Here is a 17,063-nt window from a genome sequence, read left to right on the forward strand (position 1 = left end):
CGCCGGGCCAGGCTCAATCGCGCAACCGCTCGCGCGCGGCTTGCAGCATGTGCAAGGTAATCTTGCGCACCTCCGCCTTACTGATTTCGATGTGACTCTCAAGCAGCCGCTTGGCATGCTCACCGCGATGGCGCCTCAACGCTTCGAGGATCTGCCCGTGCTCGTCGTAGGTCGCCTCGATGCGCGGCAGCTGGGTGAAGTCGAGCCGGCGAATGATGCTGATCTTCTCACTGACATCGCGGTGCACCCGCGCCATCTCGGCGTTCCCGGAGGCTTCTACCAAGCCGATGTGGAACGCCTTGTCGACCTCGGCGAGCTGCGGGTCACGGCGACGCTGATCCGTCGGCACGCACCAGATCTCGGCCAACCGGTCGACCATCTCGGGCAACTCGCTCAGGTTGGTCAACCGCTCGACGGCGGCGCACTCGAGCACGATGCGCAGGTCATAGAGCTGCTCGAAATAGGCGAAGTCGAATGGCCTCACCTGCCAGCCGCTCTTGAACTGCACCTCGACGTAGCCTTCGCGGCCGAGCCGATGCAGCGCCTCGCGCACCGGCGTTCGCGAAACCTCCATACGCGCGGCGACGTCGTTCTCGCTGAAGCGGTCCCCAGGCATCAATTCGAAATCGAACAGCATCCGCTTGATCCGCTGGTAGACCTGCTCGGCCAACGGCTCCCGCGTGGGCAGCTCGCGGGCGAAGCCGTGACGCGCAGCGCTCACGCGCGCTCCTCCTCGTCCATCACTACCAGCACCTCGCCAGCGGCGACCTGCTGGCCCGGCCGGCAGCGCACCGCCTTGACCAGTCCGGCCACCGGGGCGTTGAGCGCGATCTCCATCTTCATCGCCTCTAGCACGATCAGCGGCTCACCCGCGGCGACCCGCTGTCCGGGCTCGACCAGGACTTTCCAGACGCTGCCGGTGATCTCCGCATGCAGCGCACGCCCATCGATCTGCTCCTCTACCTCGGGACGCTCGACCACCGCCGGGGGCGGGGCGATGTCGGCCTCCTGCCAGCGCGCCACTTCACGCTCGAAGGCGGCGCGCTGGTGGCGCTGAAACCCCTTGATCTCTGCGTCGTGCTGCTCGAGCAGGCGGGCATAGTCGGCAAGATCGAAGTAGGTCGGTTCGATCTCGATGGTATGGCGCCCGTGGCGGAACTCCTCGCGCAGATGGCTGAGCTCGGATTCCGAGACCGGGTGGAAGCGCACCTGGTCGAAGAACTTCAAAAGCCAAGGCTCACCATGCTCGAACTGCACGTTGAGCAGGTGCTTGTTCCAGATCGGCAGCGTCCGCCCGACCAGCTGGTAGCCGCCTGGCGAGTCCATCCCATAGATGCACATGTACATGCCACCGATGCCGACCGTGCCCTCGGCGGTGAAGGTGCGGGCCGGGTTGTACTTGGAACTGAGCAGACGATGGCGCGGATCTACCGGCACCGCGCAGGGTGCGCCGAGATAGACGTCACCGAGGCCGAGCACCATGTAGCTGGCATCGAACACGATCCGCTCCACCTCCTCGCGCGAATCGAGACCGTTGATCCGGGCGATGAAGTCGACGTTGTTGGGCAGCCAGGGGGCTTCCGCGCGCACGGTCTCGGCATAGCGCTCGACCGCGCCGAGGGTGGCGGAATCTTCGAATGCCAGCGGCATATGCACGATCCGGGAGGGCACCCGCATGCTCTCGATCGGTGGAAGGCTGTCCTCGAGCGCCACCAGCCGTTCGATCAGCTCGTCCTGCGCGATCACCAAGGGATCGAAGCGCACTTGCAGCGAGCGCACGCCCGGGGCGAGCTCGGTCACGCCGACGAAGCCACCGGCGCGAATCGCCTCCATCAGCGCATGCAGGCGAAAACGCAGGCGCAGGTCGAGCAGATTGTCGCCGTATTCGATCAGCACGTAGCGGTCGCCGGCACGGCGATAGTGAATTTCGGGGCGATCGAGAAGCTCCGGCAGGTGGGCCAGCAGCGTACGCGAGCGGTTGTCTTCGTCGGCCTCGAGCGCAGGCACCGCGCAGTGCTCCAACCGGGCTGCCTCGGCGACCGGGGATAGGGTCTCGATCTCGGCTTCCTGGACACGACGCAGCTCGAGGGCATCCTCATGACGGATCGGAACGAAGCGAATGGTGTCGCCCGGTTTGAGCTGGCCCACCTTCCAGAGCTCGGCCTCGCAGATCGTCACCGGGCAGACGAAGCCACCGAGGCTTGGACCGTCATGGGTGAGGATCACCGGCATGTCGCCGGTGAAATTGACCGCGCCAATCGCATATTCGCAGTCATGGACGTTGGAAGGATGCAGCCCCGCCTCGCCGCCGTTGTCGCGCGCCCAGGTAGGACGCGGCCCGATCAGCCGCACGCCGAGGCGGTTGGAGTTGTAGTGCACTTCCCAGTCGGTGGCGAAAAAACGTTCGATCGACTCCGCGGTGAAGTAGTCCGGTGCGCCGTGCGGCCCGTAGAGAACACCGATGCGCCACTCGATGCCGTATTCGGGCAGCAGGCTTGCGTCGAGCGCACGTGGCGCAGCGATCGGCGCCGGCGAGTCGCCTTCCACGCCTTCGCGGCCGATCGGCAGCCAGTCCCCCGCACGCAGCGTGCGCCCCGCATGACCGCCGAACTGGCCGAGCACGAAGGTCGAGCGGCTGCCGAGGTAGCTCGGGACGTCGAAGCCACCGCGCACCGCGAGATAGGTGCGACAGCCCGCCTGCGCCTTGCCGATCACCAGGGTATCGCCGGCCTGTACCGCGACCGGCGACCAGAACCCGGCCTCGCGGCGCTCACCTTCGGCGCTCTCGAGGTAGGCGTCGCACGGGGCACCGGTCAGTGCGATGACGCCCTCGGCGTGAAAACGCACGGAAGGACCGACCAGCGTGCACTCGAGCCCTGCGGCATGGGGGTGGTTGCCGACGATGCGATTGCCCAGGCGGAAGGCGCGATCGTCCATCGGTCCCGAAGGCGGCACGCCGACGTCCCAGTGGCCGAGCCGACCGGGATAGTCCTGCACCGTGGTGTAGGTGCCGGGAGCGATCACTTCGACGCCGAAAGGGGAAAACGCAAAGGTATCGAGGGCTCGGGTCGAGACCTCGCCCCGATCGAAGTCGGGATCTCTCACCACCGCGCGCAGATAGTCGAGGTTGGTGACGATACCTTGGATGCGAGTGGCATCGAGCGCTTGTCGCATCCGCGCCAGCGCCTCTTCGCGATCGGCACCGAAGGTGATCAACTTCGCGATCATCGGATCGAAGTGGCTCGACACCGAGCTTCCGCGCCCGATCCCACTATCGATACGCAGCCAGGAAGCGGGTTCGGGCCAACGCACCTCGGTGAGCTCGCCGGCGGAGGGGCGGAAGTTCTTCGCCGGGTCTTCGGCGTAGAGGCGGACCTCGATCGCCGCGCCCTTCGGCGCGACCGTCGCGTCGAGCACCGAGGCGTCACCCGCGGCGATACGCAGCATCCATTCGACCAGGTCGAAGCCGGTAACCATCTCGGTGATCGGATGCTCGACCTGCAGCCGGGTGTTGACCTCGAGGAAGTAGAAGGCGTCGCGGGCTTGATCGTAGATGAACTCGACGGTGCCCGCGCTCTGGTAGGCCACCTCTTCACCGAGCCGCACCGCGGCCTCGCACATCCGCTCGCGAGTGGCGGCAGGCAGCTTGGGCGCCGGCGTCTCCTCGACCACTTTCTGGTTGCGCCGCTGCAGCGAACAATCTCGCTCCCCCAGCGCGACTACACGGCCCCGACCGTCGCCGAATATCTGCACTTCGACGTGGCGGGCGTGATCGATGAAACACTCGAGAAATACACCCGCGTTGCTGAAATAGCTCTGGCCTAAGCGGGTCACTGAATCGAACGCCGCTTCGAGCTCGGCGGCATCGGCGCAGCGGGTAAGCCCGATGCCGCCACCTCCAGCGGTGCTCTTCAGCATCACCGGATAACCAAGCCGCTCGGCCTCCGCAAGGGCCTGGTCGCGATCAGCGAGCAGACCGCTGCCGGGCGCCAGCGGCACGCCCGCCCGCTCGGCGATCTCGCGGGCGGTGTGCTTGAGTCCGAAGCGAAGCATCTGATCCGGCGTGGGACCGATGAAAACGATGCCCGCGGCGGCGCACTCGGTGGCGAATTCGGCGTTTTCGGACAGGAAGCCGTAGCCTGGGATGATCGCCTCGCAACCGCTGGCCTTCGCCGCGGCGATGATCTTGTCGCCACGCAGATAGCTCTGCGCCGCACTTTCACCCTCAAGCGCAACCGCCTGGTCCGCAAGTTCGACGTGACGCGCATAGCGATCGGGCTCGGCGAAGACCGCGACCGACTCTATGCCCAGCCGCTTCAAGGTGTGGATGATGCGGACCGCTATCTCCCCACGGTTCGCGATCAGGACTCGGGTGAACATGGTAATGATGTCTCCTGCTCGGGGCGGATCAGCGATTGGGGTCGGCGATGAAGGCGCGCCAACCACCATAGGCGGTGATGTCTCGGGCACTGGGCAGCGCAGCACCTTCGCAGATGAATCCCTTGACCCAGCGACCGTCTTCGAGCTCGAGGTTGCCGATGCCGAGAGGCGCGGGAATTTCGGCGACGAACTCGCCGAAGCGCGCGGTGGGTACGTCCCACAGTTCGACGATGATCGCGCAGCCCTCCTCCCCATCCGCGCAGCGTGCAAGCCCAGGCTTCGGCGGCACGGTGCCGGCCAGGGCGTAGAGGCGATAGCGTGGGGCGGTCAGGGTCTGCTCGACCAGCCGTGCATCTCGGGTGATCAGCTGGAAGTTGAGCGGCATGCCGGTGAGATGGGCACCGACCACTGCGACGCGTACGCAGCCGGCAGCCTGCTCGACCTTTGCAACGCCCGGTGCAGGGCGCCCGGTGGCCCCCAGCGGTGCGGCCAGCGCCTGCTGCCAGCGGCGGGCGAAATGGGTCAGCGCGCGGTCGTGCCAGGCCGGGGCGATCAGGGTGATGCCGGCGGGCAAGCCATCGCTGCGAAAGTCCGCGGGCAGGGCCAGGGCGCTGAGGTCGGCCAGGTTGGTGAAGTTGGTATAGGTGCCGAACTGGGCGTTGTAGGCCACCGGCTGCTCGGCCATTTCGGCGATGGTGCGAATGGTAGGTGAAGTCGGTACCACCAAAGCGTCGAGGTCGTTGAGGACCTGCCCGATCGTGCGGCTCAGTTCGGCGCGACGATACTCGGCCTTGAACACATCCAGAGCGCTGTAAGTGAAGCCCTCCTGGACGATGCCACGCACGGTCGGTTCGATCGCGTCGCTGTCGGTCTCGAGCAGCGCTTCTACGGCGGCGGTGCGCTCGGCCACCCAGGGCCCCTGGTAAAGCTCTGCGGCAAGCTTGGCGAAGGGGGCATAGTCGATCTCGACCAGCTCGGCGCCGAGTGCCTCGAGACGCGAAATCGCCGCCGCGAACGCCGCTTCGGCCTGGGTATCGCCGAAGAACTCCAGCTTGTCGGGAATCCCGAGCCTGGGCGCGATCGGCAGCGCCACCGGGGCAGTGCCGGGGTGGCGCCTCGAGTAGGGGTCCTGCGGATCGTAGCCACCGGCGATCTCGGCCACGGTCTCGGCATCCTCGGCCGTGAGCGCGAATATTGAAATGCAATCGAGGGTACGGCAGGCGGGCACCAGCCCACGGTTGGAGAACCAGCCGCGGGTCGGCTTTAGCCCGACGATATTGTTGAACCCAGCAGGCACCCGGCCAGAGCCTGCGGTGTCGGTGCCAAGTGAGAACGGCACCAGTCCGCGAGCGACTACGCTGGCAGAACCGGCGCTGGAACCACCGCTGACGTAGCGTGGATCGAAGGCATTGGTCACCGCGCCGTAGGGAGAGCGGGTTCCGACCAGGCCGGTGGCGAACTGATCGAGGTTGGTCTTACCGATTGCGATCGCCCCCTGCGCCTGGAGCCGCGCAATCACCTCGGCGTCCTCGCTTGGAGCGTAGGCGAACTCGGGGCAGGCGGCGGTGGTATCGAAGCCAGCCACATCGATATTGTCCTTCACCGCGAACGGCACACCGAACAGCGAAAGCTGCTCTCCGGCCGCACGGCGCGCTTCGAGCGCTTGCCAGCGGGCGCTCAACCCATCGGTCGATAGCCTGGAGATCCAAGCGGTGTCATCGTCTTCGAGGCTCGCGAGCAGCGCTTCGAGACGCTCGAGCCCCCGTCCATCGAGTTGCCGCTCGCGCCATTCGCCGAGCGTCCAGCCGCGAAAGTCATCCATTCGGTCATCTGCCATGCAATCTGGTATCCCAGTTTGAATAGCAGGAAGCGTGCCAGTTCTTTCGCAGCGTCAGAGTGGCGGAGGTGAAGCAGCAGGTGGAGCAGAAGAGGCAGCGGAGGATGGAACAGGAATGGAGCGAGGCTACTGACCAGGCGAACATCCGCGCAAAGCCCGATACCACCCTGCCTTCGGGCGAGAAATCCGCCGGTGGCGAACGCGCGGCCGCTCGCCTGAGGGGCGCACGGATGGCGCTCAATTGAGCATCGGTTTCTTACTGCGTCGAGCTCGGGAAGAGCCTATGGCGACGCGCCATCCTGCGCAGAATCGGTGCACGGCCGCCGGGCCCTGCTCCATGGACGCGCAGCCAGGATGACGGGGTGCCATCCTGGCTGCGGAATCCGGCCCGGCTTCGGCGCGCGCTCTTTTTCGAAAGGGGGTGCTAATCGATCAGCATATGCCTGTGGCGCAGCGCATCCAATTCACCGGTCAGCTCCATGTTCTCCAGGAGGAAGTCGACGGTATCCTGCAGGCGCTCGGCATCCGCGGCCATCAGGTAAGCGAGCTGGCTGCGTGTGAAAGGCTCGTTGGCCAAGGGGGCGGCCAAGCGGTCATCGCTATTGGCATAGAAAATCGCCTCCGGGCTGTCGGTGATCATCACATCGACCTTCTTGGCCGCGACGGCTGGCGGGATATCCAGGTTGTTCTCGATCGACACGACCTCGGCTCGATGGATGCTGTCCCTCACGAATGCCTCATTGGTCCCACCTGGGTTGACCCCGATTCTGACATCAGCCTGGTCGATGTCTTCCAGCGAGGTGAAACGCTCGGCATTGTCGGCATGCACCAGAGGGGTCTTGCCATAGGTCAGGTAGGGAATGGAAAAGCGAGCCTCGAGCTGTCGGGCGATGGTGCGACTGATCCCCCCCATGCCGATATCGAAATTATCAGCCTTGAGGTCACCCATGAGCGTCGGCCAACTGGTTTCAACGAACTCGAGCTTCAATCCCATCTTGTCGGCCACGAGTTCGGCCATCTCGATATCGAAACCCTGGTACTCCCCCTCATCCAGATAGGTGAAAGGCTTGTAGTCTCCCGTAGTGCCGACTCGAAGAGTGCCACTATCGAGTATGGCGTCGAGATCACGTGCCATTACGCCAAGGCTGGAGGTCAATAACAGGGTTAGCAGAGCGAGTCGCAGCATCGGAGAAATCCTTCGCTTTATTGTGATTTCGGCTGCGCTGATTCAGCGTGTGATGGCTGCTCAGCGCTCGCCAGTATTCAACCCCTCGGCAGCGGCGTCAACGCTGCCATCATGTACTTTCCACGCCGTTTTCCGCCGCCGGGCGCCCCAAAAGGGAAAACCCCCGCACCAATCGGTGCGGGGGTTCTCGGGATGAATGCTTGACGATGACCTACTCTCACATGGGGAGACCCCACACTACCATCGGCGCTGAGCGGTTTCACTGCTGAGTTCGGCATGGGGTCAGGTGGGACCCGCTCGCTATGGTCGTCAAGCATATTCTGGCGCAAAGCCTGCCCATCAAGGCAAACTTCACTGATTCGTGGATCATGCTGGCCGAGATCGTCTCGTCGTATCCGTTGCTTCGTCTTTCGATGACCTGACCACTTGGGGTTATATGGTCAAGCCTCACGGACCATTAGTACACGTTAGCTCAAAGCGTTGACCGCTCTTCTACACCGTGCCTATCAACCTCGTCGTCTTCGAGGGTCCTTTAGGGGGCTCGAGGCCCCAGGGAAGTCTCATCTTGAAGGGGGCTTCCCGCTTAGATGCTTTCAGCGGTTATCCCGTCCGAACATAGCTACCCGGCAATGCCACTGGCGTGACAACCGGAACACCAGAGGTTCGTCCACTCCGGTCCTCTCGTACTAGGAGCAGCGCTTCTCAAACTTCCAACGCCCACGGCAGATAGGGACCGAACTGTCTCACGACGTTCTAAACCCAGCTCGCGTACCACTTTAAATGGCGAACAGCCATACCCTTGGGACCGACTTCAGCCCCAGGATGTGATGAGCCGACATCGAGGTGCCAAACACCGCCGTCGATGTGAACTCTTGGGCGGTATCAGCCTGTTATCCCCGGAGTACCTTTTATCCGTTGAGCGATGGCCCTTCCATACAGAACCACCGGATCACTAGAACCTACTTTCGTACCTGCTCGACCTGTCCGTCTCGCAGTCAAGCACCCTTATGCTCTTGCACTCAATGCACGATTTCCAACCGTGCTGAGGGTACCTTCGTGCTCCTCCGTTACTCTTTGGGAGGAGACCGCCCCAGTCAAACTACCCACCACACACTGTCCTTCCCCCGGATCACGGGGGCAAGTTAGAACGCCAATGATGCCAGGCTGGTATTTCAAGGTTGGCTCCCCCCGAACTGGCGTCCAGGGTTCATAGCCTCCCAGCTATCCTACACAAGCAACATCAGCGTCCAGTGTGAAGCTGTAGTAAAGGTTCACGGGGTCTTTCCGTCTAGCCGCGGGTACACTGCATCTTCACAGCGATTTCAATTTCACTGAGTCTCGGGTGGAGACAGTGTGGCCATCATTACGCCATTCGTGCAGGTCGGAACTTACCCGACAAGGAATTTCGCTACCTTAGGACCGTTATAGTTACGGCCGCCGTTTACCGGGGCTTCGATCAGGAGCTTCGCCTAAGCTAACACCATCAATTAACCTTCCGGCACCGGGCAGGCGTCACACCCTATACGTCCGCTTACGCGTTAGCAGAGTGCTGTGTTTTTAATAAACAGTTGCAGCCACCTGGACTCTTCGACCGGTTCGCGCTCCGAGAGCTAGTCTCTTCACCCTACGCCGGCGCACCTTCTCCCGAAGTTACGGTGCCATTTTGCCTAGTTCCTTCACCCGAGTTCTCTCAAGCGCCTTGGTATTCTCTACCTGACCACCTGTGTCGGTTTGGGGTACGGTCACACGTTACCTGAAGCTTAGAGGCTTTTCCTGGAAGCGTGGCATCAACGGCTTCCCAGTTCCGAAAAACTGGTTCGTCTCGTATCTCGGCTTTGAATCTCCGGATTTGCCAGGAGATTCGGCCTACCTACTTTTACCCGGACAACCAACGCCGGGCCCGCCTAGCCTTCTCCGTCCCCCCATCGCAGTAACGTCTGGTACGGGAATATTGACCCGTTTCCCATCGACTACGCCTTTCGGCCTCGCCTTAGGGGCCGACTCACTCTGCTCCGATTGACGTCGAACAGAAACCCTTGGTCTTCCGGCGGGGGTGGTTTTCACACCCCTTGTCGTTACTCATGTCAGCATTCGCACTTGTGATACCTCCAGCAGACCTTACGATCCACCTTCGCAGGCGTACACAACGCTCCTCTACCGCATGCCTGCATCCTTAAGCCTACTCCCTTCACGCGCAACGCCACCCACTCGACGTTCGTGGATGGCTTTCACTCGCTGCGCTCGTGCAAGCGAATAGTCTTAAGTGATGCAGGCACACCCGTAGCTTCGGCATCTGGTTTGAGCCCCGTTACATCTTCCGCGCAGGCCGACTCGACTAGTGAGCTATTACGCTTTCTTTAAAGGATGGCTGCTTCTAAGCCAACCTCCTAGCTGTCTAAGCCTTCCCACATCGTTTCCCACTTAACCAGAATTTTGGGGCCTTAGCTGACGGTCTGGGTTGTTTCCCTTTTCACGACGGACGTTAGCACCCGCCGTGTGTCTCCCACGCTGCACTCATCGGTATTCGGAGTTTGCCTCGGGTTGGTAACCCGGGATGGGCCCCTAGCCGAAACAGTGCTCTACCCCCGATGGTGATACGTGAGGCGCTACCTAAATAGCTTTCGAGGAGAACCAGCTATCTCCGAGCTTGATTAGCCTTTCACTCCGATCCACAGGTCATCCGAATCTTTTTCAACAGATCCCGGTTCGGTCCTCCAGTTGATGTTACTCAACCTTCAACCTGCCCATGGATAGATCGCCCGGTTTCGGGTCTATTCCCAGCAACTATGTCGCCCATTTAAGACTCGGTTTCCCTACGCCTCCCCTATACGGTTAAGCTCGCTACTGAGAATAAGTCGCTGACCCATTATACAAAAGGTACGCAGTCACAGGACTTGCCTGCTCCCACTGCTTGTACGCACACGGTTTCAGGATCTATTTCACTCCCCTCGCCGGGGTTCTTTTCGCCTTTCCCTCACGGTACTGGTTCACTATCGGTCAGCCAGGAGTATTTAGCCTTGGAGGATGGTCCCCCCATGTTCAGACAGGGTTTCACGTGCCCCGTCCTACTCGTTTTCACACCCTATGCCCTTTCATGTACGGGGCTATCACCCGCTACGGCCCGACTTTCCAGACGGTTCCACTAGAACATAAGCTGCTTAAGGGCTTCTCCCCGGTCGCTCGCCGCTACTGGGGGAATCTCAATTGATGTCTTTTCCTCGGGGTACTTAGATGTTTCAGTTCTCCCGGTTCGCCTCCGTACGTTATGTATTGGCGTACGGATACCGACCTTCTGGCCGGTGGGTTTCCCCATTCAGAAATCGCTGGATCAAAGGTCATTTGCCACCTCCCCAACGCTTATCGCAGGCTATCACGTCTTTCATCGCCTCTGGCTGCCAAGGCATCCACCGTGTGCGCTTAATCGCTTGACCATATAACCCGAAGGGGTCTGGTCACCGATCAACGAAAACAATTTCGCCGGATACGCTTGAGACGTATCTCTCTGCCCGCCTTGCGGCCGGCAGGCCAGCGTTCACGACACGAGGTCTCCACCCCGGTGTTCGCGCTGGACTTGGTCAGCATGATCCACATTGTTAAAGAGCGTACTGTCGCGAAGACAGTCGGAAACCCACGTCTTCCTCTTGATCCGGAGGACATTGGTTTGCGACTGGCATCGGTATTTTCTTCGTTGGCCTGGACAGCGACCTCGATTCAAACGAATCGATGGTGGAGCCTAGCGGGATCGAACCGCTGACCTCCTGCGTGCAAAGCAGGCGCTCTCCCAGCTGAGCTAAGGCCCCGTTGTCGTCACCGCTCTCACAGATCCAACCAGGAGAATGGTGGGTCTGGGCAGATTCGAACTGCCGACCTCACCCTTATCAGGGGTGCGCTCTAACCAACTGAGCTACAGACCCAGCTTCGGGCACTCAGAGCTTACCTTCGGCATACTTCGAACTGCCGACCTCACCCTGCTTTCCACAAGGTCAGGGGATGCGCTCCAACCAACCGAGCTACAGACCCAAGCCGGGGCCGTAGACCCTTAGTACTTCGCTCTTGCTTTCGATCAGGCAATTTGGTGTGGGTACTCGGCTCAACCACGGCGCTGTCGTTTAAGGAGGTGATCCAGCCGCAGGTTCCCCTACGGCTACCTTGTTACGACTTCACCCCAGTCATGAACCACACCGTGGTGACCGTTCTCCCGAAGGTTAAACTAGCCACTTCTGGTGCAATCCACTCCCATGGTGTGACGGGCGGTGTGTACAAGGCCCGGGAACGTATTCACCGCGACATTCTGATTCGCGATTACTAGCGATTCCGACTTCATGGAGTCGAGTTGCAGACTCCAATCCGGACTGAGGCGAGCTTTCTGGGATTGGCTTCACGTCGCCGCTTCGCAACCCTCTGTACTCGCCATTGTAGCACGTGTGTAGCCCTACCCGTAAGGGCCATGATGACTTGACGTCGTCCCCACCTTCCTCCGGTTTGTCACCGGCAGTCTCCTTAGAGTTCCCGACCGAATCGCTGGCAAATAAGGATAGGGGTTGCGCTCGTTACGGGACTTAACCCAACATTTCACAACACGAGCTGACGACAGCCATGCAGCACCTGTCTCAGAGTTCCCGAAGGCACCCATCCATCTCTGGATAGTCCTCTGGATGTCAAGGGTAGGTAAGGTTCTTCGCGTTGCATCGAATTAAACCACATGCTCCACCGCTTGTGCGGGCCCCCGTCAATTCATTTGAGTTTTAGCCTTGCGGCCGTACTCCCCAGGCGGTCAACTTAGTGCGTTAGCTGCGCCACTAAATCCTCAAGGGATCCAACGGCTAGTTGACATCGTTTACGGCGTGGACTACCAGGGTATCTAATCCTGTTTGCTACCCACGCTTTCGCGCCTCAGCGTCAGTGTCAGTCCAGAAGGCCGCCTTCGCCACTGGTATTCCTCCCGATCTCTACGCATTTCACCGCTACACCGGGAATTCTACCTTCCTCTCCTGCACTCAAGTCCGCCAGTTCCAAATGCTGTTCCCAGGTTGAGCCCGGGGCTTTCACATCTGGCTTAACAGACCGCCTACGCGCCCTTTACGCCCAGTAATTCCGATTAACGCTCGCACCCTCCGTATTACCGCGGCTGCTGGCACGGAGTTAGCCGGTGCTTCTTCTGCGAGTAACGTCCCCCCTCCAGGGTATTAACCCAAAGGCGTTCCTCCTCGCTGAAAGTGCTTTACAACCCGAAGGCCTTCTTCACACACGCGGCATGGCTGGATCAGGGTTGCCCCCATTGTCCAATATTCCCCACTGCTGCCTCCCGTAGGAGTCTGGGCCGTGTCTCAGTCCCAGTGTGGCTGATCATCCTCTCAGACCAGCTACGGATCGTCGCCTTGGTAGGCCTTTACCCTACCAACTAGCTAATCCGACATGGGCTCATCCGATAGCGGAAGGTCCGAAGATCCCCTCCTTTCTCCCGTAGGACGTATGCGGTATTAGCGTGCGTTTCCACACGTTATCCCCCTCTACCGGGCAGATTCCCATGCATTACTCACCCGTCCGCCGCTCGCCACCAGGGAGCAAGCTCCCCGTGCTGCCGCTCGACTTGCATGTGTTAGGCCTGCCGCCAGCGTTCAATCTGAGCCATGATCAAACTCTTCAGTTTAAATCTTGCTGCCCCCCACCTTCGAAAAAGCGGACGGCTTAGCCTGGCTCGACAGAGCTGTTACATCGACAAACGATGGATCGCTTGCCTTTGTGGTCGCTGCCTCGATGCCTGACTGGATACATCAGTGACGTTGCCGTCTCATCGAGCCGAGCGCCCACACAAATTGCCTGATCGACTTGTTAAAGAGCGTCTCGTCGCGGGCTGAACCTGGCTTCGAAGAAGCGTGCCCTGCGTCGAGTGGATGAGCATTCTACTCAGAAACGCTTTGGTGTCAACCACTTCCTTGAGGAAGCGTCGTTCGGAACCAGCCAACCACCCGCTCCCGAACCAACCTGAAACACCAAAACAATCAATGACTTGCTCTTCCCGCTGCGGGTTAACCCCGGTCAGCGAGGGCGTACTTTATAGACCCCCTCGCCACTTGGCAAGTCCTTTCCGCAGGTTTTTGACCCAAAGGGGCAGTTTCATCGCGTTGAAAACAGCAGACGCCCCGGGATGCAGGGCGTCTCGAGCGTGAAGCATCGTCGAAGATCGAAGGCGTTAGCGCTCTTCTTGCCTGCGAACGTTACGCACCAGCGCCATGATCGGGCCTGAAAGGGCATAGCCGCTGAACAGTATCAGGAGTACCACGGAAGGCTGCAGGGAAATGACGACGAAAGCGAGCACGATGGCCAACAGCGCGACGAAGGGGACCGGACTGCGGAAATCGATCTCCTTGAAGCTGTAGTAGCGAATGTTGCTGACCATCAGGATGCCCATCACCGCCACGATCAGCGCCATCAACAGATCGAAAGCGAAGGCGTCGATTTCGAAGCTATCGAATGCCCATACGCAGCTGGCCACCATGGCCGCCGCCGAGGGGCTCGGCAGACCGATGAACCATTTCTTGTCGACGCTGCCGATCTGGACGTTGAAGCGCGCCAGACGCAGCGCGGCACCCGCGACGAAGATGAACGCACAGATCCAGCCGAACTTGCCGAGCGACTGCAGCGACCAGCTGAAGGCCACCACCGCGGGCGCGACACCAAAGGAGAGCATATCGGAAAGGCTGTCGTACTCGGCCCCGAAGGCGCTTTGGGTATTGGTCATCCGCGCCACCCGGCCATCGAACCCATCGAGCACCATGGAGACGAAGATCGCGATCGCTGCGGTGGAGAAATCATTGTTGAGCGCGGAAACGACAGCGAAGAACCCGGCGAACAGTGCCGAAGTGGTGAACAAGTTGGGCAGCAGATAGATCCCCTTGCGGCGCACCGTCTTGCCATCCTGCACGACCTCCTCGACGACTTCGGTATCCTCGCGGAAATCACGAAAAGGATCGCTCGGCTTGCAGCGATTCGGCGCATCCTCTGCCTGCGCTTCCGGCCTGGATGCATCAGTACGCTCATTGGGGTCATGCGACATGAAAACTGTTCCTTAAATCACGCCCGCCTCGCTCGATGAGGAAACGGGAAACGGTTCATCACACGAGGCGATGAACCAGAGTAACCAGCATGCAGGATATCCATACCTTGATGAGACGTCACGCGTGGGTAAACGAGCCCGCCAATCCGATGGTCGCTGCCCGCCTTGGGAGATCGGATCCGGCATGACAGGGCGGCACGCCGAGCGCGGATCAGCAGCGTGCGGCTCCCGCGCCGGGCCGTGGACCAAAGAATAGCGGCCGCAGCCGAACACCCACCGCGTTGCCGAAGAAAGCAGCGATCAACCACACCCAGCCGTGCAGGCTGCCGGAGGCGATGCCGCTGAAGTAGGCGCCGATGTTGCAACCATAGGCGAGACGCGCCCCATAGCCGAGCAGCAGCCCGCCAACCACCGCGGCGACCAGCGAGCGCACGGGAATCCGCAGGCTCGGCGCGAACCGCCCGGCCAGCGAAGCCGCCAGCATCGCGCCAATGATGATGCCGACATCCATCACCGTAGTGATGTCATACCAGACGCTCTGGGACAACGCTCGAGCGTTGTTGGGCATCTGCCAATAGGCCCACGCACTCGGATCGACGCCCAACCACTGCGCGCCTTTGGCCCCCCATAGCGCAAAAGCGCTGGTGATGCCCCAGGGGCGCCCGGAGAGCGCGAGGGTGATGAAGTTGAGCACCGCCAGCGCCAGCGCGCCGAACAGCAGCGGCCAGGGACCACGCAGCCAACGAGAGCCCCCATGACGAGGAGCCTCGGGCTCCTTCTCGAGCGAACCATGGCGACGCTTTTCAAGCATCACGGTAAGCAACGCGATCAGCGCGAAGAGCGCCAGGCTCGAACTGATTCCGCCGACCGGGCCTAGGGTGTCGACCAAGGTGACCGGTGCGAAATGCGGGAGCGCCGCCCACCAGTCGAAATGGATCGTCGCCAACAGCGAGCCGATGATGAAGAAGGCCAGCGTCACCAGCATCCGCGCGTTGCCACCCCCGACGGTGAACAGGGTCCCTGATGCACAGCCACCGCCAAGCTGCATGCCGATGCCGAAGATGAAAGCCCCGAAGACCACCGAGACGCCTATCGGCGCCAACAGCCCGGTGACCGGCTGGCCGAACAGAGTGCCCGAAGCGAGCGCGGGGAAGAACAAGACCACTGCCAGCGACAGCATTGCCATCTGGGCACGCAGACCTCGACCGCGCCGTTCGGTGATGAATACCCGCCAGGCGGAAGTGAATCCGAAAGCGGCGTGATAGAGCACCAACCCGAGCGCACCGCCGACGATGAGCAGCGCCCCCTGGACCGGCCCCACCTGCTCGCCAAGCCAGAGCGCACCGACTATCAATAGCGCGACGGTTGCCACGACCAACGGCCGCAGCGGAGGACGAGTGACGGAATCAGCGATCGATGTACTCATGGCTCAGCGTTCCTACAAGAACTGGGTAGCTATCGGCAAAGCTTAGCGCTATCGGATGGGAATCTCAGACGAAGCGTCCAAGTCCCACGGCGCTGCGCAGACGATCGACGAACGGTGCCGCCTGAGCCCGGGCGCGTTCAGCACCTTTGCGCAGAAGCGCTTCGATATGCGCTGGGTCCTCGAGCAGTGCCTGATAGGTCTCGCGAGGAGCCCGCAGCTGTTCGTTAAGGGTTTCGAACACGATGTTCTTGGCCTCGCCCCAGCCGATGCCTTCGGCATAGCGCTGGCGCATCGCATCGCTCGCGCCGCGGTCGACGAAAGCGCTGTAGATCTGGAACAACGTGCAGCCGTCGGGATCCTTGGGCTCCCCAGGCTCGAGCGAGTTGGTCTTGATCTTGCGCACCAGCTTCAAAAGCTGCTTTTCGGTGCTGAACAGCGCGATGGTATTGTCATAGCTTTTCGACATCTTGCGCCCGTCGAGCCCGTTGAGCACCTGCACCCGCTCGTCGACCTGCGCCTCTGGCAAGGTGAAGAAATCGCCTTTGTAGAGGTGGTTGAAACGTCCCGCGATGTCGCGCGCCATTTCGATGTGTTGGATCTGGTCACGGCCGACCGGCACCCGATTGGCGTTGAACAGCAGGATGTCGGCGGCCATCAGCACCGGATAGCTGAACAACCCCATGGTGATGCCACGATCAGGATCCGGACTACCGGAGCTCTCGTTGTCGGCGACCGCGGCCTTGTACGCATGCGCGCGGTTCATCAGCCCCTTGGCGCAAACGCAGGTCAAAAGCCAGGTCAGCTCATTGACTTCGGGCACGTCGGACTGCCGATAGAAGATCGCATTGTCCGTGTCCAAACCGAGCGCGAGCCAGGTCGCGGCGATCTCGAGCCGCGAGCGCTGAACCCGGGCCGGATCCTGGGCCTTGATCAGCGCGTGCAGATCGGCGAGGAAGTAATAGGATTGGACGCCTGGATCCTGGCTTGCCTCGATCGCCGGGCGGATGGCGCCGACATAGTTGCCGAGATGGGGCGTGCCTGTGGTGGTGATGCCGGTGAGAACGCGGGTCTTGGTCATTGGAGAACGCTGTCGCTTACCCAAGTCTGTACGAGTTTCGAACCGCCAGCCAAGAAGGCCGGCGGAGACTCGTGCCAGTGTACTACAGCTGTACTAAGG

At 61.3% G+C, this 17,063-nt stretch carries 8 protein-coding genes, 2 tRNA genes and 3 rRNA genes; 1 reads left to right on the forward strand and 12 read right to left on the reverse strand.

All coding sequences use genetic code 11. The features are described from left to right. Positions 1-13: 13 nt before the first annotated feature. The 3 genes from A5892_RS18635 to atzF are packed head-to-tail and all read right to left on the reverse strand — an operon-like array spanning position 14 to position 6,217. Positions 14-721 (reverse strand): GntR family transcriptional regulator, encoded by a 708-nt coding sequence (locus A5892_RS18635; RefSeq protein ID WP_064124065.1) that lies wholly within the window; start codon positions 719-721, stop codon positions 14-16. Further along, complete coding sequence (gene uca, locus A5892_RS18640) at positions 718-4,380, reverse strand: urea carboxylase (RefSeq protein ID WP_064124066.1); 3,663 nt, start codon at positions 4,378-4,380, stop codon at positions 718-720. The genes A5892_RS18635 and uca overlap by 4 nt, the downstream gene beginning before the upstream one ends. A gap of 28 nt (positions 4,381-4,408) precedes the next feature. Beyond that, on the reverse strand, positions 4,409-6,217 hold the full coding sequence (gene atzF, locus A5892_RS18645; protein ID WP_150123601.1) for an allophanate hydrolase: 1,809 nt from the start codon (positions 6,215-6,217) through the stop codon (positions 4,409-4,411). Between the two features lie 104 nt (positions 6,218-6,321). Between atzF and A5892_RS20580 the strand changes: the two genes are divergently transcribed. Continuing rightward, positions 6,322-6,462 carry a hypothetical protein gene (locus tag A5892_RS20580; protein WP_190295636.1) on the forward strand — a complete coding sequence of 47 codons (141 nt, stop codon included), beginning with the start codon at positions 6,322-6,324 and terminating at the stop codon, positions 6,460-6,462. A gap of 179 nt (positions 6,463-6,641) precedes the next feature. Here A5892_RS20580 and A5892_RS18655 read toward each other — a convergent pair whose 3' ends face one another. The 9 genes from A5892_RS18655 to trpS all read right to left on the reverse strand — a co-directional run bounded on the left by A5892_RS18655 (position 6,642) and on the right by trpS (position 16,964). Continuing rightward, positions 6,642-7,403, reverse strand: a complete 762-nt coding sequence (locus A5892_RS18655; RefSeq protein WP_064124069.1) for a transporter substrate-binding domain-containing protein — start codon at positions 7,401-7,403, stop codon at positions 6,642-6,644. 198 nt (positions 7,404-7,601) lie between these two features. After that, positions 7,602-7,717: ribosomal RNA gene (gene rrf / locus A5892_RS18660) — 5S ribosomal RNA — on the reverse strand. Between the two features lie 122 nt (positions 7,718-7,839). Next, positions 7,840-10,834: ribosomal RNA gene (locus A5892_RS18665) — 23S ribosomal RNA — on the reverse strand. Positions 10,835-11,127: 293 nt separating this feature from the next. Continuing rightward, a tRNA-Ala gene (locus A5892_RS18670) sits at positions 11,128-11,203 on the reverse strand. A gap of 37 nt (positions 11,204-11,240) precedes the next feature. After that, positions 11,241-11,317, reverse strand: a tRNA-Ile gene (locus A5892_RS18675). Positions 11,318-11,513: 196 nt separating this feature from the next. Then, positions 11,514-13,053: ribosomal RNA gene (locus A5892_RS18680) — 16S ribosomal RNA — on the reverse strand. Together the 16S, 23S and 5S rRNA genes with 2 tRNA genes alongside form the textbook arrangement of a ribosomal RNA operon. Positions 13,054-13,596: 543 nt before the next feature. Beyond that, positions 13,597-14,460 (reverse strand): CDP-diacylglycerol--serine O-phosphatidyltransferase, encoded by an 864-nt coding sequence (gene pssA / locus A5892_RS18685; RefSeq protein WP_064124070.1) that lies wholly within the window; start codon positions 14,458-14,460, stop codon positions 13,597-13,599. 211 nt (positions 14,461-14,671) lie between these two features. Continuing rightward, positions 14,672-15,886 (reverse strand): YeeE/YedE family protein, encoded by a 1,215-nt coding sequence (locus tag A5892_RS18690; protein ID WP_064124071.1) that lies wholly within the window; start codon positions 15,884-15,886, stop codon positions 14,672-14,674. 64 nt (positions 15,887-15,950) lie between these two features. Beyond that, positions 15,951-16,964: a tryptophan--tRNA ligase gene (trpS, locus tag A5892_RS18695; RefSeq protein WP_064124072.1), complete on the reverse strand. Its 1,014-nt coding sequence runs from the start codon at positions 16,962-16,964 to the stop codon at positions 15,951-15,953. Positions 16,965-17,063 lie beyond the last annotated feature (99 nt).

This window comes from Halotalea alkalilenta, from assembly GCF_001648175.1.
Taxonomy (GTDB): Bacteria; Pseudomonadota; Gammaproteobacteria; order Pseudomonadales; family Halomonadaceae; genus Halotalea; species Halotalea alkalilenta_A.